General features: G+C 70.5%; 17 protein-coding genes and 1 pseudogene. 13 read left to right on the top strand and 5 right to left on the bottom strand.

Features of this window, described 5'->3' with window-relative positions:
- Window positions 1-104 precede the first annotated feature (104 nt).
- The 7 genes and pseudogenes from OG799_RS11740 to OG799_RS11710 all read left to right on the top strand — a co-directional run bounded on the left by OG799_RS11740 (window position 105) and on the right by OG799_RS11710 (window position 7,883).
- Window positions 105-366 (top strand): annotated as a pseudogene (locus OG799_RS11740) (hypothetical protein).
- Window positions 367-404: 38 nt separating this feature from the next.
- A complete protein-coding gene (locus tag OG799_RS11735; protein ID WP_406045061.1) occupies window positions 405-2,192 on the top strand; it encodes an ABC transporter substrate-binding protein in 1,788 nt (595 codons plus the stop codon).
- A 7-nt stretch (window positions 2,193-2,199) separates the two neighbouring features.
- On the top strand, window positions 2,200-3,156 hold the full coding sequence (locus OG799_RS11730) for an ABC transporter permease (protein ID WP_406045060.1): 957 nt from the start codon (window positions 2,200-2,202) through the stop codon (window positions 3,154-3,156).
- Window positions 3,153-4,037 (top strand): ABC transporter permease, encoded by an 885-nt coding sequence (locus OG799_RS11725; protein ID WP_406045059.1) that lies wholly within the window; start codon window positions 3,153-3,155, stop codon window positions 4,035-4,037. Before OG799_RS11730 ends, OG799_RS11725 begins: the two co-directional genes overlap by 4 nt.
- Window positions 4,037-5,101: an ABC transporter ATP-binding protein gene (locus OG799_RS11720; protein ID WP_406045058.1), complete on the top strand. Its 1,065-nt coding sequence runs from the start codon at window positions 4,037-4,039 to the stop codon at window positions 5,099-5,101. Before OG799_RS11725 ends, OG799_RS11720 begins: the two co-directional genes overlap by 1 nt.
- A complete protein-coding gene (locus tag OG799_RS11715) occupies window positions 5,098-6,099 on the top strand; it encodes an ABC transporter ATP-binding protein (protein WP_406045057.1) in 1,002 nt (333 codons plus the stop codon). The genes OG799_RS11720 and OG799_RS11715 overlap by 4 nt, the downstream gene beginning before the upstream one ends.
- Window positions 6,096-7,883 carry a gamma-glutamyltransferase family protein gene (locus tag OG799_RS11710; RefSeq protein ID WP_406045056.1) on the top strand — a complete coding sequence of 596 codons (1,788 nt, stop codon included), beginning with the start codon at window positions 6,096-6,098 and terminating at the stop codon, window positions 7,881-7,883. The genes OG799_RS11715 and OG799_RS11710 overlap by 4 nt, the downstream gene beginning before the upstream one ends.
- Before the next feature lie 3 nt (window positions 7,884-7,886).
- Here the strand turns inward: OG799_RS11710 and OG799_RS11705 are convergent, their stop codons facing one another.
- Window positions 7,887-8,567 carry a GntR family transcriptional regulator gene (locus OG799_RS11705; RefSeq protein WP_406045055.1) on the bottom strand — a complete coding sequence of 227 codons (681 nt, stop codon included), beginning with the start codon at window positions 8,565-8,567 and terminating at the stop codon, window positions 7,887-7,889.
- Between the two features lie 71 nt (window positions 8,568-8,638).
- Between OG799_RS11705 and OG799_RS11700 the strand changes: the two genes are divergently transcribed.
- Window positions 8,639-9,355: a YoaK family protein gene (locus OG799_RS11700; protein ID WP_406045054.1), complete on the top strand. Its 717-nt coding sequence runs from the start codon at window positions 8,639-8,641 to the stop codon at window positions 9,353-9,355.
- An 83-nt stretch (window positions 9,356-9,438) separates the two neighbouring features.
- Window positions 9,439-9,963 (top strand): class I SAM-dependent methyltransferase, encoded by a 525-nt coding sequence (locus OG799_RS11695; protein ID WP_406045053.1) that lies wholly within the window; start codon window positions 9,439-9,441, stop codon window positions 9,961-9,963.
- Window positions 9,964-10,236: 273 nt separating this feature from the next.
- Here OG799_RS11695 and OG799_RS11690 read toward each other — a convergent pair whose 3' ends face one another.
- Both OG799_RS11690 and OG799_RS11685 read right to left on the bottom strand, forming a co-directional pair.
- The gene (locus tag OG799_RS11690; protein ID WP_406045052.1) at window positions 10,237-11,670 is read right to left on the bottom strand and encodes an acyl-CoA synthetase; all 1,434 of its coding nucleotides are present in this window, start codon (window positions 11,668-11,670) and stop codon (window positions 10,237-10,239) included.
- A gap of 5 nt (window positions 11,671-11,675) precedes the next feature.
- Entirely contained in the window at window positions 11,676-12,458 is a 783-nt protein-coding gene (locus tag OG799_RS11685; protein ID WP_406045051.1) for an enoyl-CoA hydratase/isomerase family protein, read from the bottom strand.
- Between OG799_RS11685 and OG799_RS11680 the strand changes: the two genes are divergently transcribed.
- Together OG799_RS11680 and OG799_RS11675 are read left to right on the top strand one after the other, a co-directional pair.
- Entirely contained in the window at window positions 12,457-12,711 is a 255-nt protein-coding gene (locus tag OG799_RS11680; protein WP_406045050.1) for a hypothetical protein, read from the top strand. The genes OG799_RS11685 and OG799_RS11680 overlap by 2 nt on opposite strands.
- 445 nt (window positions 12,712-13,156) lie before the next feature.
- Complete coding sequence (locus OG799_RS11675; RefSeq protein WP_406045049.1) at window positions 13,157-13,282, top strand: hypothetical protein; 126 nt, start codon at window positions 13,157-13,159, stop codon at window positions 13,280-13,282.
- A 91-nt stretch (window positions 13,283-13,373) separates the two neighbouring features.
- On the opposite strand, the gene OG799_RS11670 is transcribed toward OG799_RS11675, so the two are convergent.
- Window positions 13,374-14,294 carry an NADP-dependent oxidoreductase gene (locus OG799_RS11670; RefSeq protein WP_406045048.1) on the bottom strand — a complete coding sequence of 307 codons (921 nt, stop codon included), beginning with the start codon at window positions 14,292-14,294 and terminating at the stop codon, window positions 13,374-13,376.
- A 629-nt stretch (window positions 14,295-14,923) separates the two neighbouring features.
- Here OG799_RS11670 and OG799_RS11665 point away from each other — a divergent pair.
- Window positions 14,924-15,088, top strand: a complete 165-nt coding sequence (locus tag OG799_RS11665) for an anti-sigma factor family protein (RefSeq protein WP_406045047.1) — start codon at window positions 14,924-14,926, stop codon at window positions 15,086-15,088.
- A 169-nt stretch (window positions 15,089-15,257) separates the two neighbouring features.
- On the opposite strand, the gene OG799_RS11660 is transcribed toward OG799_RS11665, so the two are convergent.
- Complete coding sequence (locus OG799_RS11660) at window positions 15,258-16,298, bottom strand: LacI family DNA-binding transcriptional regulator (protein ID WP_406045046.1); 1,041 nt, start codon at window positions 16,296-16,298, stop codon at window positions 15,258-15,260.
- Window positions 16,299-16,581: 283 nt separating this feature from the next.
- On the opposite strand from OG799_RS11660, the gene OG799_RS11655 reads away from it, so the two are divergent.
- Entirely contained in the window at window positions 16,582-17,532 is a 951-nt protein-coding gene (locus OG799_RS11655; protein WP_406045045.1) for a LamG-like jellyroll fold domain-containing protein, read from the top strand.
- The last annotated feature ends 24 nt before the right edge of the window (window positions 17,533-17,556 follow it).

Genomic DNA, 17,556 nt, shown 5'->3' with positions numbered 1-17,556 from the left:
GTGCCGCCCGACCCGCCCCTTCGGGCGGCCGCGGTCATCAAGGACGCGCAGCGCCGCTGGCAGTCCGACCAGGCTCGCGCCCGCGCCGCCCGGGGACATGAGCGGTGACTCGGCGGTACGTCATCATCCACCTGCCGGTCGTCGCCACCGACCTGCCCGCCGCGCAGCGCCTGGCCCGGGGGTGGTCGGCCGCTGGCCGCTCGTCCTGCCGCAGGCCGATCCGGGGGAGACCACTGTCTCCGTCGAGGACGACCAGAACGTACGCATCGGGTTTTCTGCGACCTGCTGATGGCCGGCCGGCGCTGTCTGCTCCGCGCCGACCACGACGGCCCCTGCTCGCGCCGGCCGCGCCGGCCGCGCCGCTGACTGGTCCGCGCCGTCAGATGCCCGAGGTAAGGGCCAGTGTGATCGCGGATCATCGGGCTACCAGGCGTTCGGCAGCCATAGAAGAAGGTCTTGCGCAGTCATCGTATACAACATACGCTCCCCCGAGTCGCCGACTCGAGGAGCTGCCAATGACTAACCACTCCTTCAGCGAAACGAACCCGCGGAGGCTCCGTCCACTCCGGGCAGCTGTGGCGGCGGTTGCTGTCGCCTGCACCGTCGTAGCCTGCTCGCCGGTGTCGGACAGCGGAGGCGGCGCCAACTCCGGCGAGGACCAAGCGGCAGGTCAGGACTTCTTCGGTACGCCGGCGGACCCCGCCGCGGTGAAAAACGGCGGCAAGCTGGTCATCGCCCTCTCCGCCGAGCCCGACGCGCTGGACCCGACCCTGTCGCGTAGCCTCTACTCACGCTACGTCTTCCAGGCGATCTGCCAGAAGCTCTACGACGTGAACGAGCAGGCGCAGGTCGTGCCGCAGCTGGCAACCGCGCTCCCCACCACCAGCGGCGACGGCAAGACCGTCACCATTTCGCTGCGCCAGGACGCGCGCTTCGCGGACGGAACGCAGTTCGACTCCGCCGCGGTCAAGGCCACTCTGCAACGCCACCTGACCAACGCCCGGTCCGCGCGCAAAAGCGAACTCGGTCCGATCGAGAGCATCGACACGCCCGACGCAAACACCGTCGTCGTCCACCTGAAGCAGCCGTTCGCGCCCCTGGTCGGGGCGCTGGCGGACCGGGCCGGCATGATCATGAGCCCGAAGGCGCTGCAGAGCCTGGGCGACAACTTCGCCTCAGCGCCGGTCTGCGTCGGGCCCTTCAAGTTCGCCAAGCGGGTGCCGCAGAACTCCATCGACGTCGTCAAGGACCCGAACTTCTACGACGCCGCCAAGGTCCACCTCGATGCCATCTCGTGGCACATCCTCAGCGACGCGAGCATCCGTGCCGCGAACCTGCGCTCCGGCGACGCCCAGGTCGCCGACAGCATCTCCACCCAGGACGTCGCGGCGCTGCAAAAGGACTCCTCGGTTTCGGTCCTGCAGTCGAATTCTCTCGGCTACCAGGGGCTCACCTTCAACATCGGCAACGTCGACGGCGTCGGCGCCGCGCCCAAGCCCATCAACCGCCCCATCGCGCAGAACGCCAAGGTCCGGCAGGCCTTCGAGTACGCGATCGACCGGAAGGCCCTGGTCCAGGCAGTCTTCAACGGGATCCCCGGCGTCGCCTGCTCACCGATCTCGCCCGGGAGCCCGTTCTCGTCCCCCGAGGCGCAGACCTGTCCGGCGCACGATCCGGCCAAGGCCAAGCAGTTGCTCGCCGAAGCGGGCGTCCAGACGCCGTACCCGGTGACCATGCTCGCGTCGAACACGCCTGACACGCTGCGCCTAGCGCAGGCGCTCCAGGCGATGGTCAAGGACGGCGGTTTCGACCTCAAGATCAACCCGGTGGAGTACTCCTCGCTCCTCGACGAGCAGGACCGCGGCAACTTCGAGCTGCTGCAGCTGGGCTGGAGCGGGCGGATCGACCCGGACGCCAACATCACGAACTTCGTCGGCACCGGCGGGAGCCAGAACGTATCCGGCTACAGCAACCCTCAGCTCGACGCCGTACTGACCCAGGCTCGGCAGTCGAACGACATTGAGGAGCGCAAGAAGCTGTACGGGCAGGCGGTGACGATCCTTCAGCAGGACGACGCGCTGATCTACCTCTACCGGCAGCGGAACCTGACCGCCGTCTCCAAGCAGATCCAGGGCCTGCAGGTCTTCCCGGACGGCGTGATCCGCGCGGCCTTCGCCGGATTCAGCAAGTAGGTCGTCGGTGGCCCGATATCTACTCACGCGCGCCTGGCAGTCAGCGCTGACCCTGCTGTTGTCGACGGTCGTGGTGTTCCTCGGGGTGCGGGCGCTTCCCGGGGACCCAGCGCTCGCCCTAGCGGGTGAGGACCGGTCCCCGGAGGCGCTGGAGGCCATCCGGCACCACTATGGCCTGGACCAACCGCTGCCATTGCAATTCGCGCAGTACGTGGAACGCGTGGTGCAGGGCGACTTCGGCGAGTCGATCCGCACCGGGGTACCGGTCTCGTCCATGCTCACCACCGCCCTGCCCGTGACGGCCGAACTCTCCGTCCTGGCGATCCTCATCGCCGCGGCGCTGGGCGTCGGCGCCGGGGTGCTCGCGGCAGTACGCCGCGGGCACCCGGCGGAGTGGCTGGCCAACGGGCTGGCACTGGTGGGCCTGTCGGTGCCGCACTTCTGGCTCGGACTACTCGCGATCCTCTACCTCGCCGTGGCCACGGGACTCTTCCCGGCCTCCGGATTCGTGCCGCTGCTGGAGGATCCGGTGGACAACCTGCACCACATCGTCCTGCCGGCCGTGATCCTCGGCACGGGCCTCGCCGCCATCATCATGCGGCAGACCCGTTCCGCGATGCTGGACTCGCTCTCCTCCGACCACGTCCGTACGGCGAAGGCGAAGGGCCTTCGGCCCCGAGCCGTCATCACCCGGCATGCGCTCCGCAACAGCCTCATCGTGGTGGTGACGATCGTGGGCCTTCAGCTCGGGGGGCTGATATCGGGGGCGGTCGTCACCGAGCAGATCTTCGGACTTCCCGGCTTCGGCAAGATGACCATCGATGCGGTGTTCCAGCGGGACTATCCCGTGATCCAGGCGGTCGTCCTGCTCACCGCAACGGCATACATCGTGATCAATTTCCTCGTGGACCTGCTCTACTCGGTTATCGACCCCCGTATCCGGGTGACGGGGGATCCGGCATGACCGTGCTCACCGTTCCGGCGGTGGAGACCGGTCCCGCCGGCATCAGCCGGCGCACCCGCGTCCTCCGGCGATTGAGAAGGAACCCGCTCGCCGTCGTGAGCTTCGTCGTGCTCGCGCTCGTGGCCATCGTCGCTCTGCTCTCGCCCTGGATCACCCCCTACTCGGTGGATCAGACCGACTTCGCCCACACCTTCTCGCCTCCGGGCACTCCCGGCCACGTGCTGGGGACCGACGACCTGGGCCGTGACGTCCTGTCCCGCATCATGCTGGGGGCACGGGCCTCCCTGCAGGTGGCACTCCTGGCGGTGGCCACGTCCTTGATCGTCGGCGTGCCGCTCGGACTGGCGGCAGGCTACTTCCGGGCCTGGGACGCGGTGATCTCGCGCTTCACCGACCTGCTGCTCGCGTTCCCGTTCCTGATCATGGCCGTAGGGTTGGCCGCCATCCGGGGCGCCAGCCTCGCCAACGCCGCCGTGGCCATCGGGATCGCGCAGATTCCGGGGGTGATCCGCGTGGTGCGCTCGGATACCCTGCGGCTCAAGTCGCTGGACTTCGTCGCCGCGGCTGTGGTGGACGGCGCGAGCGACCTGTGGGTGCTCGCCCGGCACATCCTGCCCAACGCGACGTCGGTGATCCTGGTGCAGGCCACGGTCGCGATCCCGGCCGCGATCCTGGGCGAGGCGGTGCTTTCGTTCCTGGGCCTCGGCATCCAGCCCCCGGCTCCCAGCCTCGGCACCATGCTGGCCACCGCCCAGCAGTTCGCCGCCCGCGCGCCGTGGGCGGCGGTCCTGCCCGGCGTCGTGATCATGGGCCTGGCGCTGGCGTTCAACGTCTTCGGCGACGCCCTTCGTGACGCCTTGGACCCGAAGGGAGACCGGTGATGACCACGGTCGAGCGGGTGGGCACCGGCTCCTCCGCGGTCGGCACACCCGTCCTGGAGGTACGCGACCTCTCGGTCTCGTTCACCACCGAGGGCGGAACCGTCTCGGCGGTCGACCGGGTGAGTCTTGATCTGGCGCTCGGTGAGATCGTCGGGATGGTGGGCGAGTCGGGCTGCGGCAAGAGCGTCACGGCGATGAGCATCGCCGGCCTGCTGCCCGACAGCGCCCGGATCTCCGGCTCGGTGCGGCTGGAGGGAACCGAGCTCGTCGGCACCCGCGAGTCGGTGCTGCGCCGCGTGCGCGGCAAGGAGATCGCCTACATCTTCCAGGAACCGATGACGTCCTTGAACCCGGTGCTCACCGTCGGGCGTCAGATCGGCGAGGTCCTGCAGGTTCACGAGCGGATGTCCCGCCGGGCCGCCCGCGCCCGCGCTGTCGAGCTGTTGTCGCTCGTCGGGATCCCGTCCGCCGCGAAACGTGTCGACAACTACCCGCATCAGCTCTCCGGCGGCATGCGCCAGCGCGTGATGATCGCGATGGCGGTGGCCTGCGGACCGAAGGTGCTGGTGGCCGACGAGCCCACCACCGCCCTGGACGTCACGGTCCAGGCCGGCATCCTCCAGGTGCTCCGCGACCTGCGAGACAGGCTGGGCACGACCATCCTCATCATCACGCACGACCTCGGCGTGATCGCCGACATCGCGGACCGCGTCGTCGTCATGTACGCCGGGCGGGTGGTGGAGCGGTCACCGGTCACCGACCTGTTCGCGCATCCGTACCACCGGTACACGGCCGGGCTCCTGTCGGCTTCACCGACGCCCGGCGTACACGCCGGCGCCCAGCGGCTGCAGGAGATTCCCGGTCTCGTGCCTGTCTTGTCGACCCAGCCGGACGCCTGCACATTCGCGGACCGCTGCCCGGCTGCCGATTCGCAGTGCCTCGACTCCGCCCCGCCCCTGGAGGTGGTCAGGACCGGGTCCGCGGTCCCGGTGACGGACCACCTCGCGGCATGTTGGCATCCCTGCCCGACACCGCGGATGCAGCCCCAGGAGACAACCGCATGACGCCGCAACCGAACGCCCTCGAACTCGAGGACCTGGTGATGCACTTCGGGCCGGTACGAGCCGTGGATGGGGTGTCCCTCACGATCCCCAAGGGCCGGGTCACGGCGCTGGTGGGGGAGAGCGGCTCGGGGAAGTCGACCGTGGGCCGGTGCGTGGTGCGGCTCGAAAAGCCCACCGCGGGCGTGGTCAGGATCGCCGGCACGGATGTCACGCACCTGTCCCGGCGACAGCTACGCCGGCATCGGAGTGACGTGTCGATCGTCTTCCAGGACCCGGCCGGCTCGCTGGACCCGCGCATGCTGGTGGGCGAGATCGTGGCCGAGCCGTTGCGGCTGTCCGGCAAGCGGATCTCCCGGCGCGACCGGGAGGCCCGCGTCGCCACGGAGCTCGGCAGGGTGGGCCTGCGGGCTGAAGTGGCGCGCCGGTATCCCCATGAGCTCTCCGGAGGGCAACGCCAGCGGGTCAGCATCGCCCGGGCACTGATCTCCGAGCCCATGCTGCTCATCGCGGACGAACCGACGAGCGCACTCGACGTGTCCGTGCAGGCGTCGGTGCTCAACCTCCTCGCCGACTTGCAGCGGGACATCGGGTTCGCCTGTCTGTTCATCACCCACGACCTGTCCGCGGTCGAGTACCTGGCGGACGACATCGCCGTCATGTATCTCGGTCAACTCGTGGAAAAGGGCCCGCGCGAGCGGATCTTTGCGCGACCGGCCCACCCCTACACACAGGCGTTGCTGGCGGCCGCACCGGTGGCCGACCCGGTCCGCCAACGGCAGCGTCAACCGGTGCTGCTCGGCGACGACCTGCCGTCCGCGCTGGATCCGCCATCCGGCTGCCGCTTTCGTACCCGGTGCCCGCTGGCGTTCGACCGGTGCGCGACCGAGGTACCCGCGCAGGTGGAGTTCGGCGGCGGCATGGCCGCATGCCACCTGGTCCAGCCCGACGGCACCCGACCCGACGTCCGGGCTGCTGAAACGAGTGAGGTGTTGCCATGACGTTGACCACCAGGCCGACCCTGCAGGGAACCTTCGGGATGGTGTCCTCGACGCACTGGCTCGCGAGCCAGTCCGCCATGGGGATCCTCGAGCGGGGTGGGAACGCCTTCGACGCCGCGGTCACCGCCGGGTTCGTCCTGCACGTCGTCGAACCTCACCTGAACGGGCCGGGCGGTGAGGCGCCTGCCATAGTGGCAACGGCTCAGGACCGGAGCCCGAAGGTGCTCTGTGGGCAGGGGCCGGCGCCGGCCGGCGCCACCATCGCGCACTTCCGGTCCCTCGGGATGGAACTCATCCCTGGGTCCGGCCCACTCGCGGCCGCCGTGCCCGGCGCCGTGGACGCCTGGCTTCTGCTGCTGCGGGACCACGGCATGCTCTTCCTCGAGGAGGTGCTGGAGCCGGCGATCGGCTATGCCGGCGCCGGCCACCCGCTGGTCGGCAGGGTCGGTGACACGGTGGCCGCGGTGCAGTCGCTGTTCGAGGAACATTGGCACACCTCTGCACAGCTCTGGCTGCGCGACGGCAAGCCGCCGGCGGCGGGCGAGGTTTTCACCAACTCGGCCTACGCGCGGACCCTGCAGCGGCTGGTTGACGCCGGTCGGGCAGCCGGCTCCGACCGTGCGGCGCAGATCGAGGCCGCACGCCGTGCCTGGGGTGAAGGTTTCGTCGCCGAGGCGGTCGACCGGTTCAGTCGGGAACCGTTCCAGGACTCCAGCGGACGTCCCCATGCCGGCCTCGTCACCGGCGGGGACATGGCTGCCTACTCCGCCACCTGGGAGGAGCCGGTCGTCCTCGACTGGAACGGCTACTCGGTGGCGAAGACGGGTTTCTGGGGCCAGGGCCCGGTGCTGCTGGAGACCCTGGCGGTCCTCGACGCGCTCGACGACCCCCGGGTGTACGACCCGTCGACCGCGGCCGGCATCCACGCCCAGGCCGAAGCGCTCAAACTCGCCTTCGCCGACCGGGAGGCCTGGTACGGCGATGGTGACGTGCCCGCGAAGGCGCTCCTCTCCCGGGAGTACGCGCGGGAGAGGGCGGGCCTGATCGGCGGACGAGCGTCAGCGGAGCTGCGACCCGGCCGCCCCGATGGCGCGGAACCACATCTCCCGGCCTACGTGCGAGGCAGTGCCGGACGCCGTGCCGACCTGGTGGACCCCACGACGGGGGAGCCGACGGTGAAGTCGGACGGGGTGACCCGCGGCGACACCTGTCACGTCGACGTGGTCGACCGCTGGGGCAACATGATCTCCGCTACGCCGAGCGGTGGCTGGCTGCAGAGCTCTCCCACCATTCCGGAGCTCGGTTTCCCCCTCGGCAGCCGGCTCCAGATGTTCTGGCTGGAGGAGGGCCTCGCCTCGTCGCTGGCCCCGGGACGCCGGCCGCGTACCACGCTGAGCCCGACCATGGTGCACCGCGACGGGGAGCCCGTCCTGGCGTGCGGCACTCCCGGTGGCGACCAGCAGGACCAGTGGCAGCTGCTGTTCCTGTTGCGCCATCTCGTCGGGGGTCGGTCCCTGCAGGAGGCCATCGACGCGCCGATGTGGCACACGGTCAGCCTGCCGGCGTCCTTCTACCCGCGCGACATCGAGCCCGGCGTCCTCGTGGTGGAGGACCGGCTGGACGAGGATGTGCTGGCGGCACTGCGTGCGTACGGGCACGAGGTGCGGCTGTCCGGCTCGTGGACCCTCGGCCGCCTGTGCGCCGTGACCCGCGACCCGGGCACGGGCGTGCTCGCGGCCGGAGCGAACCCGCGTGGCATGCAGGGCTACGCCTGCGGCCGTTGAATGTTAGCGGGCGCCGTACCGGCCCTCGGCGTTCTCGTACGCCGCGGCGGAAGCGGCATCGAGGTGGGCCAGTGCGGCTCGCTCGGCCCGGTCACCGTCACCCGACTCGATGGCGTCGACCAGCTGAATGTGCTCGGCCCACGAGTGTGGTGCCCGTTCTGCGGCACCCAGCCGGAAGACCCACTGCACATGGAGGTACAGCGCCTTGGCGATCGACGACAGCCAGGGGTTTCCGCTGATCTCGAGGATCCGCAGGTGGAGGACACTGTTCAGCTCGGCGACCCGGCGCAGGTTCTGCTGCTCCGTCGCCGCGCGGCCCTGGTCCAGCAGTGCCCGCAGGGCGGCCACGTCCGCCGCCGTCGCCCGCTCGGCCGCCAGCCGGGCGGCCAGCGCCTCCAAGCGCAGGCGAACGGCGAACATGTCCGCGACGGCCTCGCTGCTCGGAGAGGCGACCACCGCCCCGCGGCGGGGCAGGATCACCACGAAACCCTCCGCCTCCGCGACGCGCAGCGCCTCCCGGACGGGGTTACGGGAGACGCCGAAGTCCTCGGCTAGCCGGTCCTCGGTCAGCCGCTCCCCCGGAAAGTAGTCGCCGTCGATGATGGCGGTCCGTAGTGCGGCGAGGACCTGGTCGCGTAGCGGCAGGTGTTGAGCGCCGAGTTTGCCCCGCAGGTCTTCAGCCAATCTGATCGCCTCTCCGTGAAACATCCCAGACGAAGCGTATACGAAGAACAATTTGCGAAGGATAGCCGACAGTGCTGAGAACACTTCCGAACGTCGTACGTTTTCGCGCCGCGGCGAAGGGCAACCAGAACCTCCTGCGGCGCAGGCACGCCCTCGTTGTCGTGCTCACCTTCCTGACCGGGAGCGCCGACGCCGTCGGATTCCTCGCCCTCGGTGGAGCCTTCTCGAGCGTCATGACGGGCAACATGGTCCTGCTCGGGCTCTCGGCGGGCAGCGGCCATGCCGACCTCGCCCTGACCTCAGGCTGTGCCATCGTCAGTTTCATCGCCGGCGTCCTCGCGGGCGCCCACCTCGTCGGTGCGGCGCAGCCGGACGACCCGGTCTGGCCACGCCAGGTCACGCGGGCGCTCGTCCTGGAACTCCTGGTGTTCGTCGCGTTTCTCGTCGTCTGGGAGGTCAACCCGCCCAGTCGTTCGGCGCATGTCGGTCTTGGGCTCCTGATGCTGTCGGCAGCGGGGCTCGGCATACAGAGCAGCGCCATTCAACGGTTCGGCGTACCGGGCCTCTCCTCCACATACCTGACCGGCACTCTGACGAGTCTGATCGCCGGTGTCGCTGCGCGAAGCCCATGGCGCAGCCTCCGGCCCAAGGCTCACGTCCTGCTGGCCCTGATGAGTGGCGCCGCTGTCGGTGCCCTGACTGCCCTACACCTGCCCGCATGGTCGCCGGTGCTGCTGATCGTGCCACTCGTGTTCGTCATCGCCGTGTCCTCGCGCATGGCGGAATAGTCGTCCATCAAACGTGCCGATCACCTGGTAGGCACGAGAGTCGCTACCGTTGACGTCTTCAATCTGACAAGAAAGCATCTGCGATGCGGTCAAGAGACAACGACGTGGCCCGCCACGAGCTGATCCGGCAGGAGGTCGCCCGGCAGGCCGGCGCCTTCGAGGATCCCCGTCTCAACGACGCCTTCACCAGACATCCCCAGCGCCCCGTCGACTTCGCGCAGCCGAGCCCCGAGGACGTCTGCCTGGACGTCGCCTGCGGCACGGGACTGGTCGCCCGCGCACTCGCGGCGCGCACCCGGCACGTGACCGCGCTCGACGCCACGCCCGAGATGCTGGCGACGGGCAAGGCGCGGGCCGACGTCGAAGGCGTGTCCAACGTGGTGTTCCAGCGGGGCGACGCGGCGCGGCTGCCGTTCCTCGACGGTTCGTTCTCGCTCGTGGTCTCCCGGTTCTCGCTGCACCACGTGGCCGAGCCGGACCGGGTCGCGGTCAAGATGGTACGGGTGTGCCGGGCGGGCGGGCGGTGGTCGCCGAGATGGTGGTCAGGCCGGAGGTGCCCGGCGATCCCGACCGGGTGGAGCGGCTGCGTGACCCCTCCCACGGAGTGATGCTCGGTGGGAGGGGATCGTCCGGCTGCTCACCTCGGCCGCGGCCGTACTGGAAACGGCTGATGTCTTCGACGTCGAGCGTCCGCTTCGTCCCTGGCTCGAACAGGTCGGTACGCCCGGCGCCGTCGCTGGTCAGATCGAGGACGAGCTGTCCCGCGAGCTTGCCGGCGGCGCCCCGACCGACATGCGCCCGCTCATCGTGGACGGCGAACTCTGGTTCACCCAGACGTGGGCACACATCTCCGTCACCGTGCCGGGCTGACCGGCTCGGTCTCACCCGCCGGCGAGCAGCTTCTTCTGCACCTTGCCCATCGCGTTGCGGGGCAGCTGCTCGACCAGGTGGATCTGCCGTGGGCGTTTGTGCGCAGAGATCCGACCGGCCACGAACTCGATGAGCTGCGCCTCGGTCACCGCGTCGGCGACCACGTACGCGACCACCTGCTGCCCGAGGTCGGGGTGGGGCGCGCCGATCACCGCAGCCTCCCGGACCGCGGGGTGGGCGAGCAGCGCATTCTCCACCTCGCCCGCGCCGATCCGGTACCCGCCACTCTTGATCATGTCGACGGAGGCGCGGCCGATGATCCGGTGCCACCCGTCGGCGTCGATGGTCGCGACGTCCCCGGTACGGAACCAGCCGTCGGAAGTGAACGACTCCCGGTTGGCTTCCGGCCGGTTGAGGTACCCGCTGAACATCATCGGCCCACGTATCTGGAGTTCGCCCGGGGACTCACCATCGGGCGCCACCGGGGTGCCGTCCTCGCCGACCAGCCTGCTCTCCACCCCGGCAAGTCGCGTGCCGACGAACCCGGGCCGGCGCTGCCCGTCCGCGCGACTGCTGACGGTGATCAGCGTTTCGGTCATCCCGTAGCGCTCGACGGGCGGTTGTCCGGTGAGCTCGGCGAGCTGCTCGAAGACGGGCAGGGGTAGCGGTGCGCTGCCGGAGACCAGCAGCCGGGCCGAAGACAGGGCTCGGGCGGCGGACGGATCGGCGCAGACCCTTGACCACACGGTCGGCACGCCGAAGTACAGGGTTCCGGCGGTGGCGGCGTAGGCGTCCGGCCTGGGTCGACCGGTGTGGGCCAGCCGGGACCCGACCCGGAGTGCTCCCAACACACCGAGCACGAGGCCGTGCACGTGGAACAGGGGGAGACCGTGCACCAACAGATCGTCGGGAGTCCACGACCAGGCGTCCGCGAGGGCGTCCAGGTCGGCGGCGATCGCCTGCCGCGGGATGAGCGCTCCCTTCGGTGCTCCCGTGGTGCCGGAGGTGTAGAGGATCAGTGCGGTGCTCTCCGGCGCGGGTTCGGGATAGCTGGTGCCCGAGCGTGCACTCAGGTCGACAGCAGCGACGGGGACCCGCACCTCCGCCAGTGGCGCGGTGCCCTCGCTCGGCGGGGGGACGAGCAGCAGCGAGGCCGCGGAGTCCCGCAGCACGTAGTCCCGCTCGATGGGACCGGAGTCCGGTGGCACCGGCACGACGGGCACCCCGGCGAGCAGGCCGGCCACGACCGCCACCACGGTCTCCATGCTGGCTGTCGCCCAGACCGCCACCGCGTCGCTGCCGGCGATGCGGTCGGCGAGGGCGGTGGCGGCGGACAACACCGCTTCCCGGGGGGCCCGCTGGTCCCCAACCCGGATCGCGTCCGCGTCGTCACCGAACGCCCCGGACAAGGCCGGCAGCAGCACCTCTCCGCTCCCTCGTCGCATCGTGGTCACCGTCCCGTCCATGTCGTCGGCTGCTTGGCGGTAAAGGCCCGGACGGCGGCTCGGAAGTCGTCGCTGCCGTAGACCCGGGAGACGATGTCGTCACCGTCGGCGCGGCCCCGGCGCAGCCGTCGGATCGCCTCCTTCGTCGCCCACATGGTCAGCGGGGCGTGCCCGGCCAGGCGGTCGACGGTCTGCTGGACGGCCGCGTCGAGATCCTCCGTGGACTCGGCCACGAATCCCGCCGCGTGCGCCTCCCGACCGGAGTAGAACCTCGCGTTGAGCAGCAGATCCAGGGTACGGGCCGGCCCGAGGTGGTGCAGCAGCAGCGCGTAGGTGGGCATCGACAGGCAGTTTCCCAGGGTCCTGGCGATGGGGATCCCGAACCGCGCGTCGGGTGTGGCAAGTCGTAGGTCGCACCCGGCGGCAATCGCCAGGCCTGCGCCGACGCAGTATCCACGGATGGCCGCGACCGTCGGCACGTTGACGTCCTCCAGGCGGTCCAGCACCCGCGTGATCTTCCGTTCGTATTCGACCCCGTCGGCGCCGCCGGTGAAGTCCGCGAACTGTCTGATGTCAGTGCCGGCGACGAAGGCGTCCTCGCCCGCCCCGCGCAGCACGAGCACCCGCACGTCGTCGTCCGCGTCGGCCCGTTCACACGCCTGGTACAGGTCGTCGTACATCGCCCACGTCATCGCGTTGCGCTGCCGGGGTCGGTTGAAGGTCACGGCGAGGGCCGGGCCCTGCTTCTCCACCAGGATCTCGAAGCGGGAACCGGGCGACGAGGACATGGCCTACCTCCTGGTGGTCGTTGTCGCGGCGGAGCTCGTGGTCGTGGCGCCCGCCGCGCAGCGCCTGGCCCGGGTGGTCGGCGGCTGGCAGGTGGTGCTGCCGCACGGCGACCCGGCGGAGACCACCGTCTCCGCTGGCGACGACCAGAACGTACGCCATCGGGTCTTCTGCGACCTGCTGATGCCCGACGACCGGCGCTGCCTGCTCCGCGCCGACCACGACGGCCCCTGCACCCGCCGGCTGCGCCGCTGACCCGGCCTCGCGACGCCGGCCCAGCAATTCCGCGGGTGTGCCGGCGCCGCAGGACCACCCTGCGCGAGGCGGTGAGCGCCGAGGAACTCGAGGACCTGGAATCCGAGCTGCCAAAGGACATCCGGTGACTACCCGCGAGCGACGGCGATCCTGAGCGACGTCGGGGTCCGAAGCCATGGGTGGACACCAGCGCTACCGCCTGCCCCGACTGCGGGCAGGCGGACATACTCTGCCGGACGCGGTGAGCTGCTCGGAATACGGTCACAACGTGCTGTTGGAGTACTAGGCTAGGGGACGTGGTCGTCTGATCATGTTTCTTGACTCAGCGTGGCCAACCGGCGGGCATCGTCTGTTGTCCATGGTTTCGTCCGGCGGATCGCGGTTGGCAGGGCACCGAAGTCGCCGCCGCGGACCGCCATCCTGGCGTTGTATGGGAAGGGTCGACATGTCCGACAAGTCTCCCCAGAAGAGCAATATGAAGAAGCCAGCCATGACTTTGAAGGAAAAGCGCGCGGCGAAGAAGGCCAAGCAGGCGGACAAACCTTCGGCGATCCCGCCAACTGGCCACTGAAAGAACGGTACGGCCGCCGCTTGACGTTCGATCGACTCGGTCCCGGTGAGGACTTGGGGCGGCCCGGGCTGATCAGCCAGCGCGTGCCCGTTCAGGAAAGGGTGACCCCGAGTTTGCCGAGTGCACCGGAGAAGTCGGCGAGTGCCTGGGGCACCTCGGCCAGGTCATAGCGTCTGGTGATCGGTACGCGCAGTCGACCGGCTACGACGTCGCCGGCGAGCCGGTCGAGGGTTGCCGGCTCCGGGCTGGCCATGATCGAGGTGGCGGCCGGGTGCTGGTCCGGGCCGAAGCCGATGGTGGAGGCGAGGCGCCCGTCGGGGGTGAGCAGCCCGGCCAGCTGCGCGCCGTCGCCGGCCAGGTGCACCACCGCGGGTACGCCGTCCGGTGCGACCGCCCGGACCTGGCCGCTGAGGTCGCCGGTGTAGTCCACCGCCTCGGCAGCGCCCAGCTGTCGTACGAAGTCGGTGGCGGCACCGGGGCGAGCGGTGGCGATGACGCGGGCGCCGGCCGCCGCGGCGTACTGGATCGCGAGCGCTCCTACACCGCCGGTCGCGCCGGCGATCAGGACGGTTTCACCCGGCTTGGGGGCGACGGCGTCCACCGCGTCGACCGCGGCGGTGCCCGCCAGTCCGAGCGCGCCCGCGGTCGGCAGGTCCAGGTCCTCGGGGACCCAGGTGATCCCGTACTGGTCGCCCACCGCCAGGAGCTCGGCCCACGCGCCGTCTCGCAGGTACGGCTTCATGACCACCCCGAACACCGTGTCGCCGATGCCGAACCGGGTGGGCCCGTCGCCGACCGCCTCCACCGTGCCGGCGAAGTCCTTGCCGAGCGCGACCGGGAAGCGGTACTCCATCCTGCCCTTGAGCATTCCGGCCGCCGCCATCTCGTCGAAACCGTTGACGGAGGACGCCCGCACCCGCACGAGCACCTCACCGGGGCGAGGGCCGGGCTGGGGCAGGTCGCCGGCCAGGGCCGGTGCCGCTCCAAGCTCCTGAAGTGTGATCGCCCGCATACGCTGGTCCCTTCGCAAAGCGCCTGTCCGGATGACATGGGTTTCCGCCTGTTGACGTCTCGGTCCCCGGTCCGGTTCCGGCCTTCCCGTACCGACCGCACCCAAACTGCGTCGCGACTACCGCTCCGGATCGGCGGCATGAGGTCCGCAGCTGACCGGCCAGCGTCGCTGGACATGCCGGTGGCCGGGCGCTGGTGCGCGCCGGCCACCGTGTCCACTCGCCCCGCTGCAGCAGGCCGACGCCGTCCTCGGCCGGGCCGCGGACGGCGGGGGTTCGGCCCTCGGCTGCGCGACCCCGGCCGACTACGCGCTGCGAAAGGTGCCGATGTCCTGGTTGGTCGGGCTCGGCGGGCCGCATCCGGCCCCTCATGCGGCCCGCTGTCCGTATATCGTCGGATGCTGTGACCGCACCTGAGACGCGTCGGTCGCGATGTGGGACGCCCCCACAGCCGAGGACGGGCCGCCGGACGTCACTCTTGCGGCGCAACTCCCCGCCGACGCACTGGCCCGCGTCAACGCCTACGACGGAGCCGTACAGTGACCCGAGAAGCGGCTGTCGGCAGGGGTGGCCCGCCGGCTGTGGCCCACCCTGGCTGGAGCGAACCCGGAACAACCGCACCGATGGGTCCATGTGTCCGTACCGGATGTGGATCGGGTCCTACCTGCTCGGCGCACTGGCTCCTGGCGAACGCCATGAATTCGACAAGCACCTGCCGACCTGCCACGACTGCCGCACCGAGCTCATCAGTCTGGCTGCCCTGCCCGGCCTCCTGACCCGCGTGCGCAAGCTGTGAGCCTACGACTGCCGCACAAAGGCCGTCAGGCTCAGCCTTTCGTAAGCCGGGCGACGTGGTCCACCAGCGCGGCCCGGAAGCCCTGATGCCCCGACAGGTCCGCGCCACAGACCGGTGAGGTGGACGCGCCTGGGCAGGTGGCCGGTGCCGCGGCCTCGGTCGAGGTCGGTCAGCCGTTGAGCGCGGGGGCGGGGCCGGTCGAGTCGCGGACGATCAGGGCGTGGCCGGTGGACCGACGCCTGGGGCGGGCTGATTTCGGCTTCAGCGCCAGGCCGAGCGCCATCCGCCCCATCTCGGTCATCGGCAGGCGTACGGTGGTCAGGCCCGGTGCCAGGTCGGCGGCGACCGACACGTCGTCGAAGCCGACCACCGACATGCGTTCCGGCACCGGGATGCGCCGAGCCCGCAGGGTGGACAGGACGCCGATCGCCATCGCGTCGTTGAGCGCGATGATCGCGGTGGTCTCCGGGTGGTCGCTCAGGATCCGTTCGGCCGCCACCCGGCCGCCGTCGCGGGTGAAGTCGGAGTGCACGACGGGCAGTTCGTCGAGGGAGAGCCGGTGCGCGGCGAGCGCGCCCGCCACGCCGGCGAGCCGGTCGGCCACTGTGGTCAGCCCGGGGGTGCCGGCGGCGACGGCGATCCGGCGGTGGCCGAGTGCCAGCAGGTGCGTGCCGATGGCGCGGCCGCCGGCCTCGTTGTCCGGCACGACCGCGTCGACGCCCAGGGCGTGCCGACCGATGACGGCGACCCGGCCGCCGCCGCGCTGGAAGCCAGCGAGCTCGGTGCGCGCCTCGGCCTCCACCCGCGGGTCGACGTAGCCGGAACCGGCGATCAGGATGATCCCCACCTGCTGGGCGATGAGGTGCCGCAGCTGACGCAGTTCGTTGTCCGGGTCGCGTCCGGAGTGGGCGATCTGGACCAGCAGCCCTTCCTCGGCGGCGACCTCGATGACCCCGCTGGCGATCTCGGAGAAGTAGGGGTCGTCGATCTGGTGGACGATCAGGCCGACGGTGGAGCTGGCGCCGCCGGCGAGGGTGCGGGCGTACGGGTTGGCGACATATCCGAGTTCGCGGGAGACCTGCCGGACGCGGTCGGCCACCTCTTCGCTGACGCCCTCGCGACCGGCCAGCGCGCGGGAGGCGGTCGCCAGCGAAACGCCGGCGCGTTCCGCCACATCGACGAGGCGCAGCCGGGGACCGGGTCTGGGCATCCGCAACTCCTGAGAGACATTGATCCGCAACGCGCTCTTGCCTGTGGCGTGAGCCACAGCATAGGCTACGTAAGCGCTTACGTAAGCGCTTTCGTACATGCGGCACCACCGCTGTCCGGCCGCCGTCGGGCGAACCTCACCTCGGCCGTCCGGTGGCCGGACGGCGCTCCGTCCTGTCCAGACTTACCCCGACTCCAGCGAACCCGAGCACCGTCCTGTGCCTCTCGCGTAAGCGCTTCCCGCAGCGCCCGCCACCGCGTACCGACGAAGGGAGCACCTCCCCATGAAAAGATCCGGACGGGCCGCCGCCGCGGCCACCGCCCTGCTCGCGCTGGCCCTGACGGCCGGGGCCAGCCCCGCCCGGGCCGACCGGCCCGGCCCGTACGACGTCCACCCCGCACTGTGGTCGCACCTGGTCGCCTTCTACGACTTCGACCACCCGGTGGCCGGCGATGCCGCGCGCGAGCAGGACCAGGGCCGCTCCGGCACCGAGATCGAGCTGGTCAACGGCGGCGCGGCCATGCGGGTCCCCGACGAGGCGTACAAGGGCAGCGGCAACGCGCTGCAGACCGGGCAGGTCAACCCGACGGTCGCCGGCAACGACGACTGGAAGGCCGGGACCTGGTCGTCCAGTGGCGTGCAGACGCTGCACGCGTTCAGCGGCGCCGAGAGCGCGACCGTGATGGGCTGGTTCAAGCGGGACATGGACGGCCCGGCGCTCAACTCCACCACCGCCAACCCGTCCGACCGGTTCAACGCGATCGGCCTGGCCGGCGTGCTGACCGGAGACTCCGACGGCCACGCCGTGCGGGCCCTGCTGGAGCTCATCGACGTCAACGGCGAGCTGCGTCTGGTCGCACTCGGGCGGCGCATCGACGGCGGGTCCTCGCAGACGTTCGCCGCGAGCGAGGACTGGCGGACCCTGCTGCCGAAGGGGGAGTGGGTGCACCTCGCCGCCACCTACGACTTCACCACCGGCACCATGGTGCTCTACCGCAACGGGGAGCCGGTCGACGGCTTCTACACCATCACCGGCGATCCGTGGCAGGTGTCCGGGCCCGGCCCGCACGTCACCAGCGCCACCGACCCCCGCGGCATCAAGATCGGCGGGAGCTTCCCGCAGAACACGCTGGAGCGCAATCCCTGCGACTGCCGCATGGACGGCCTCATGTTCCTCGACAGCGTCATCCCGGCGAGCGACATCGCCAAGCAGTACCGGTACATGGCCCGCTGACCGAACCTCGGCACCGTCCCACCG

It is taken from the genome of Micromonospora sp. NBC_00898, assembly GCF_045207895.1.
In the GTDB taxonomy this organism is placed as follows: domain Bacteria; phylum Actinomycetota; class Actinomycetes; order Mycobacteriales; family Micromonosporaceae; genus Micromonospora.
Note: the sequence above shows the minus strand (reverse complement) of the source record. Positions and strands in the feature narration are given on the sequence as shown.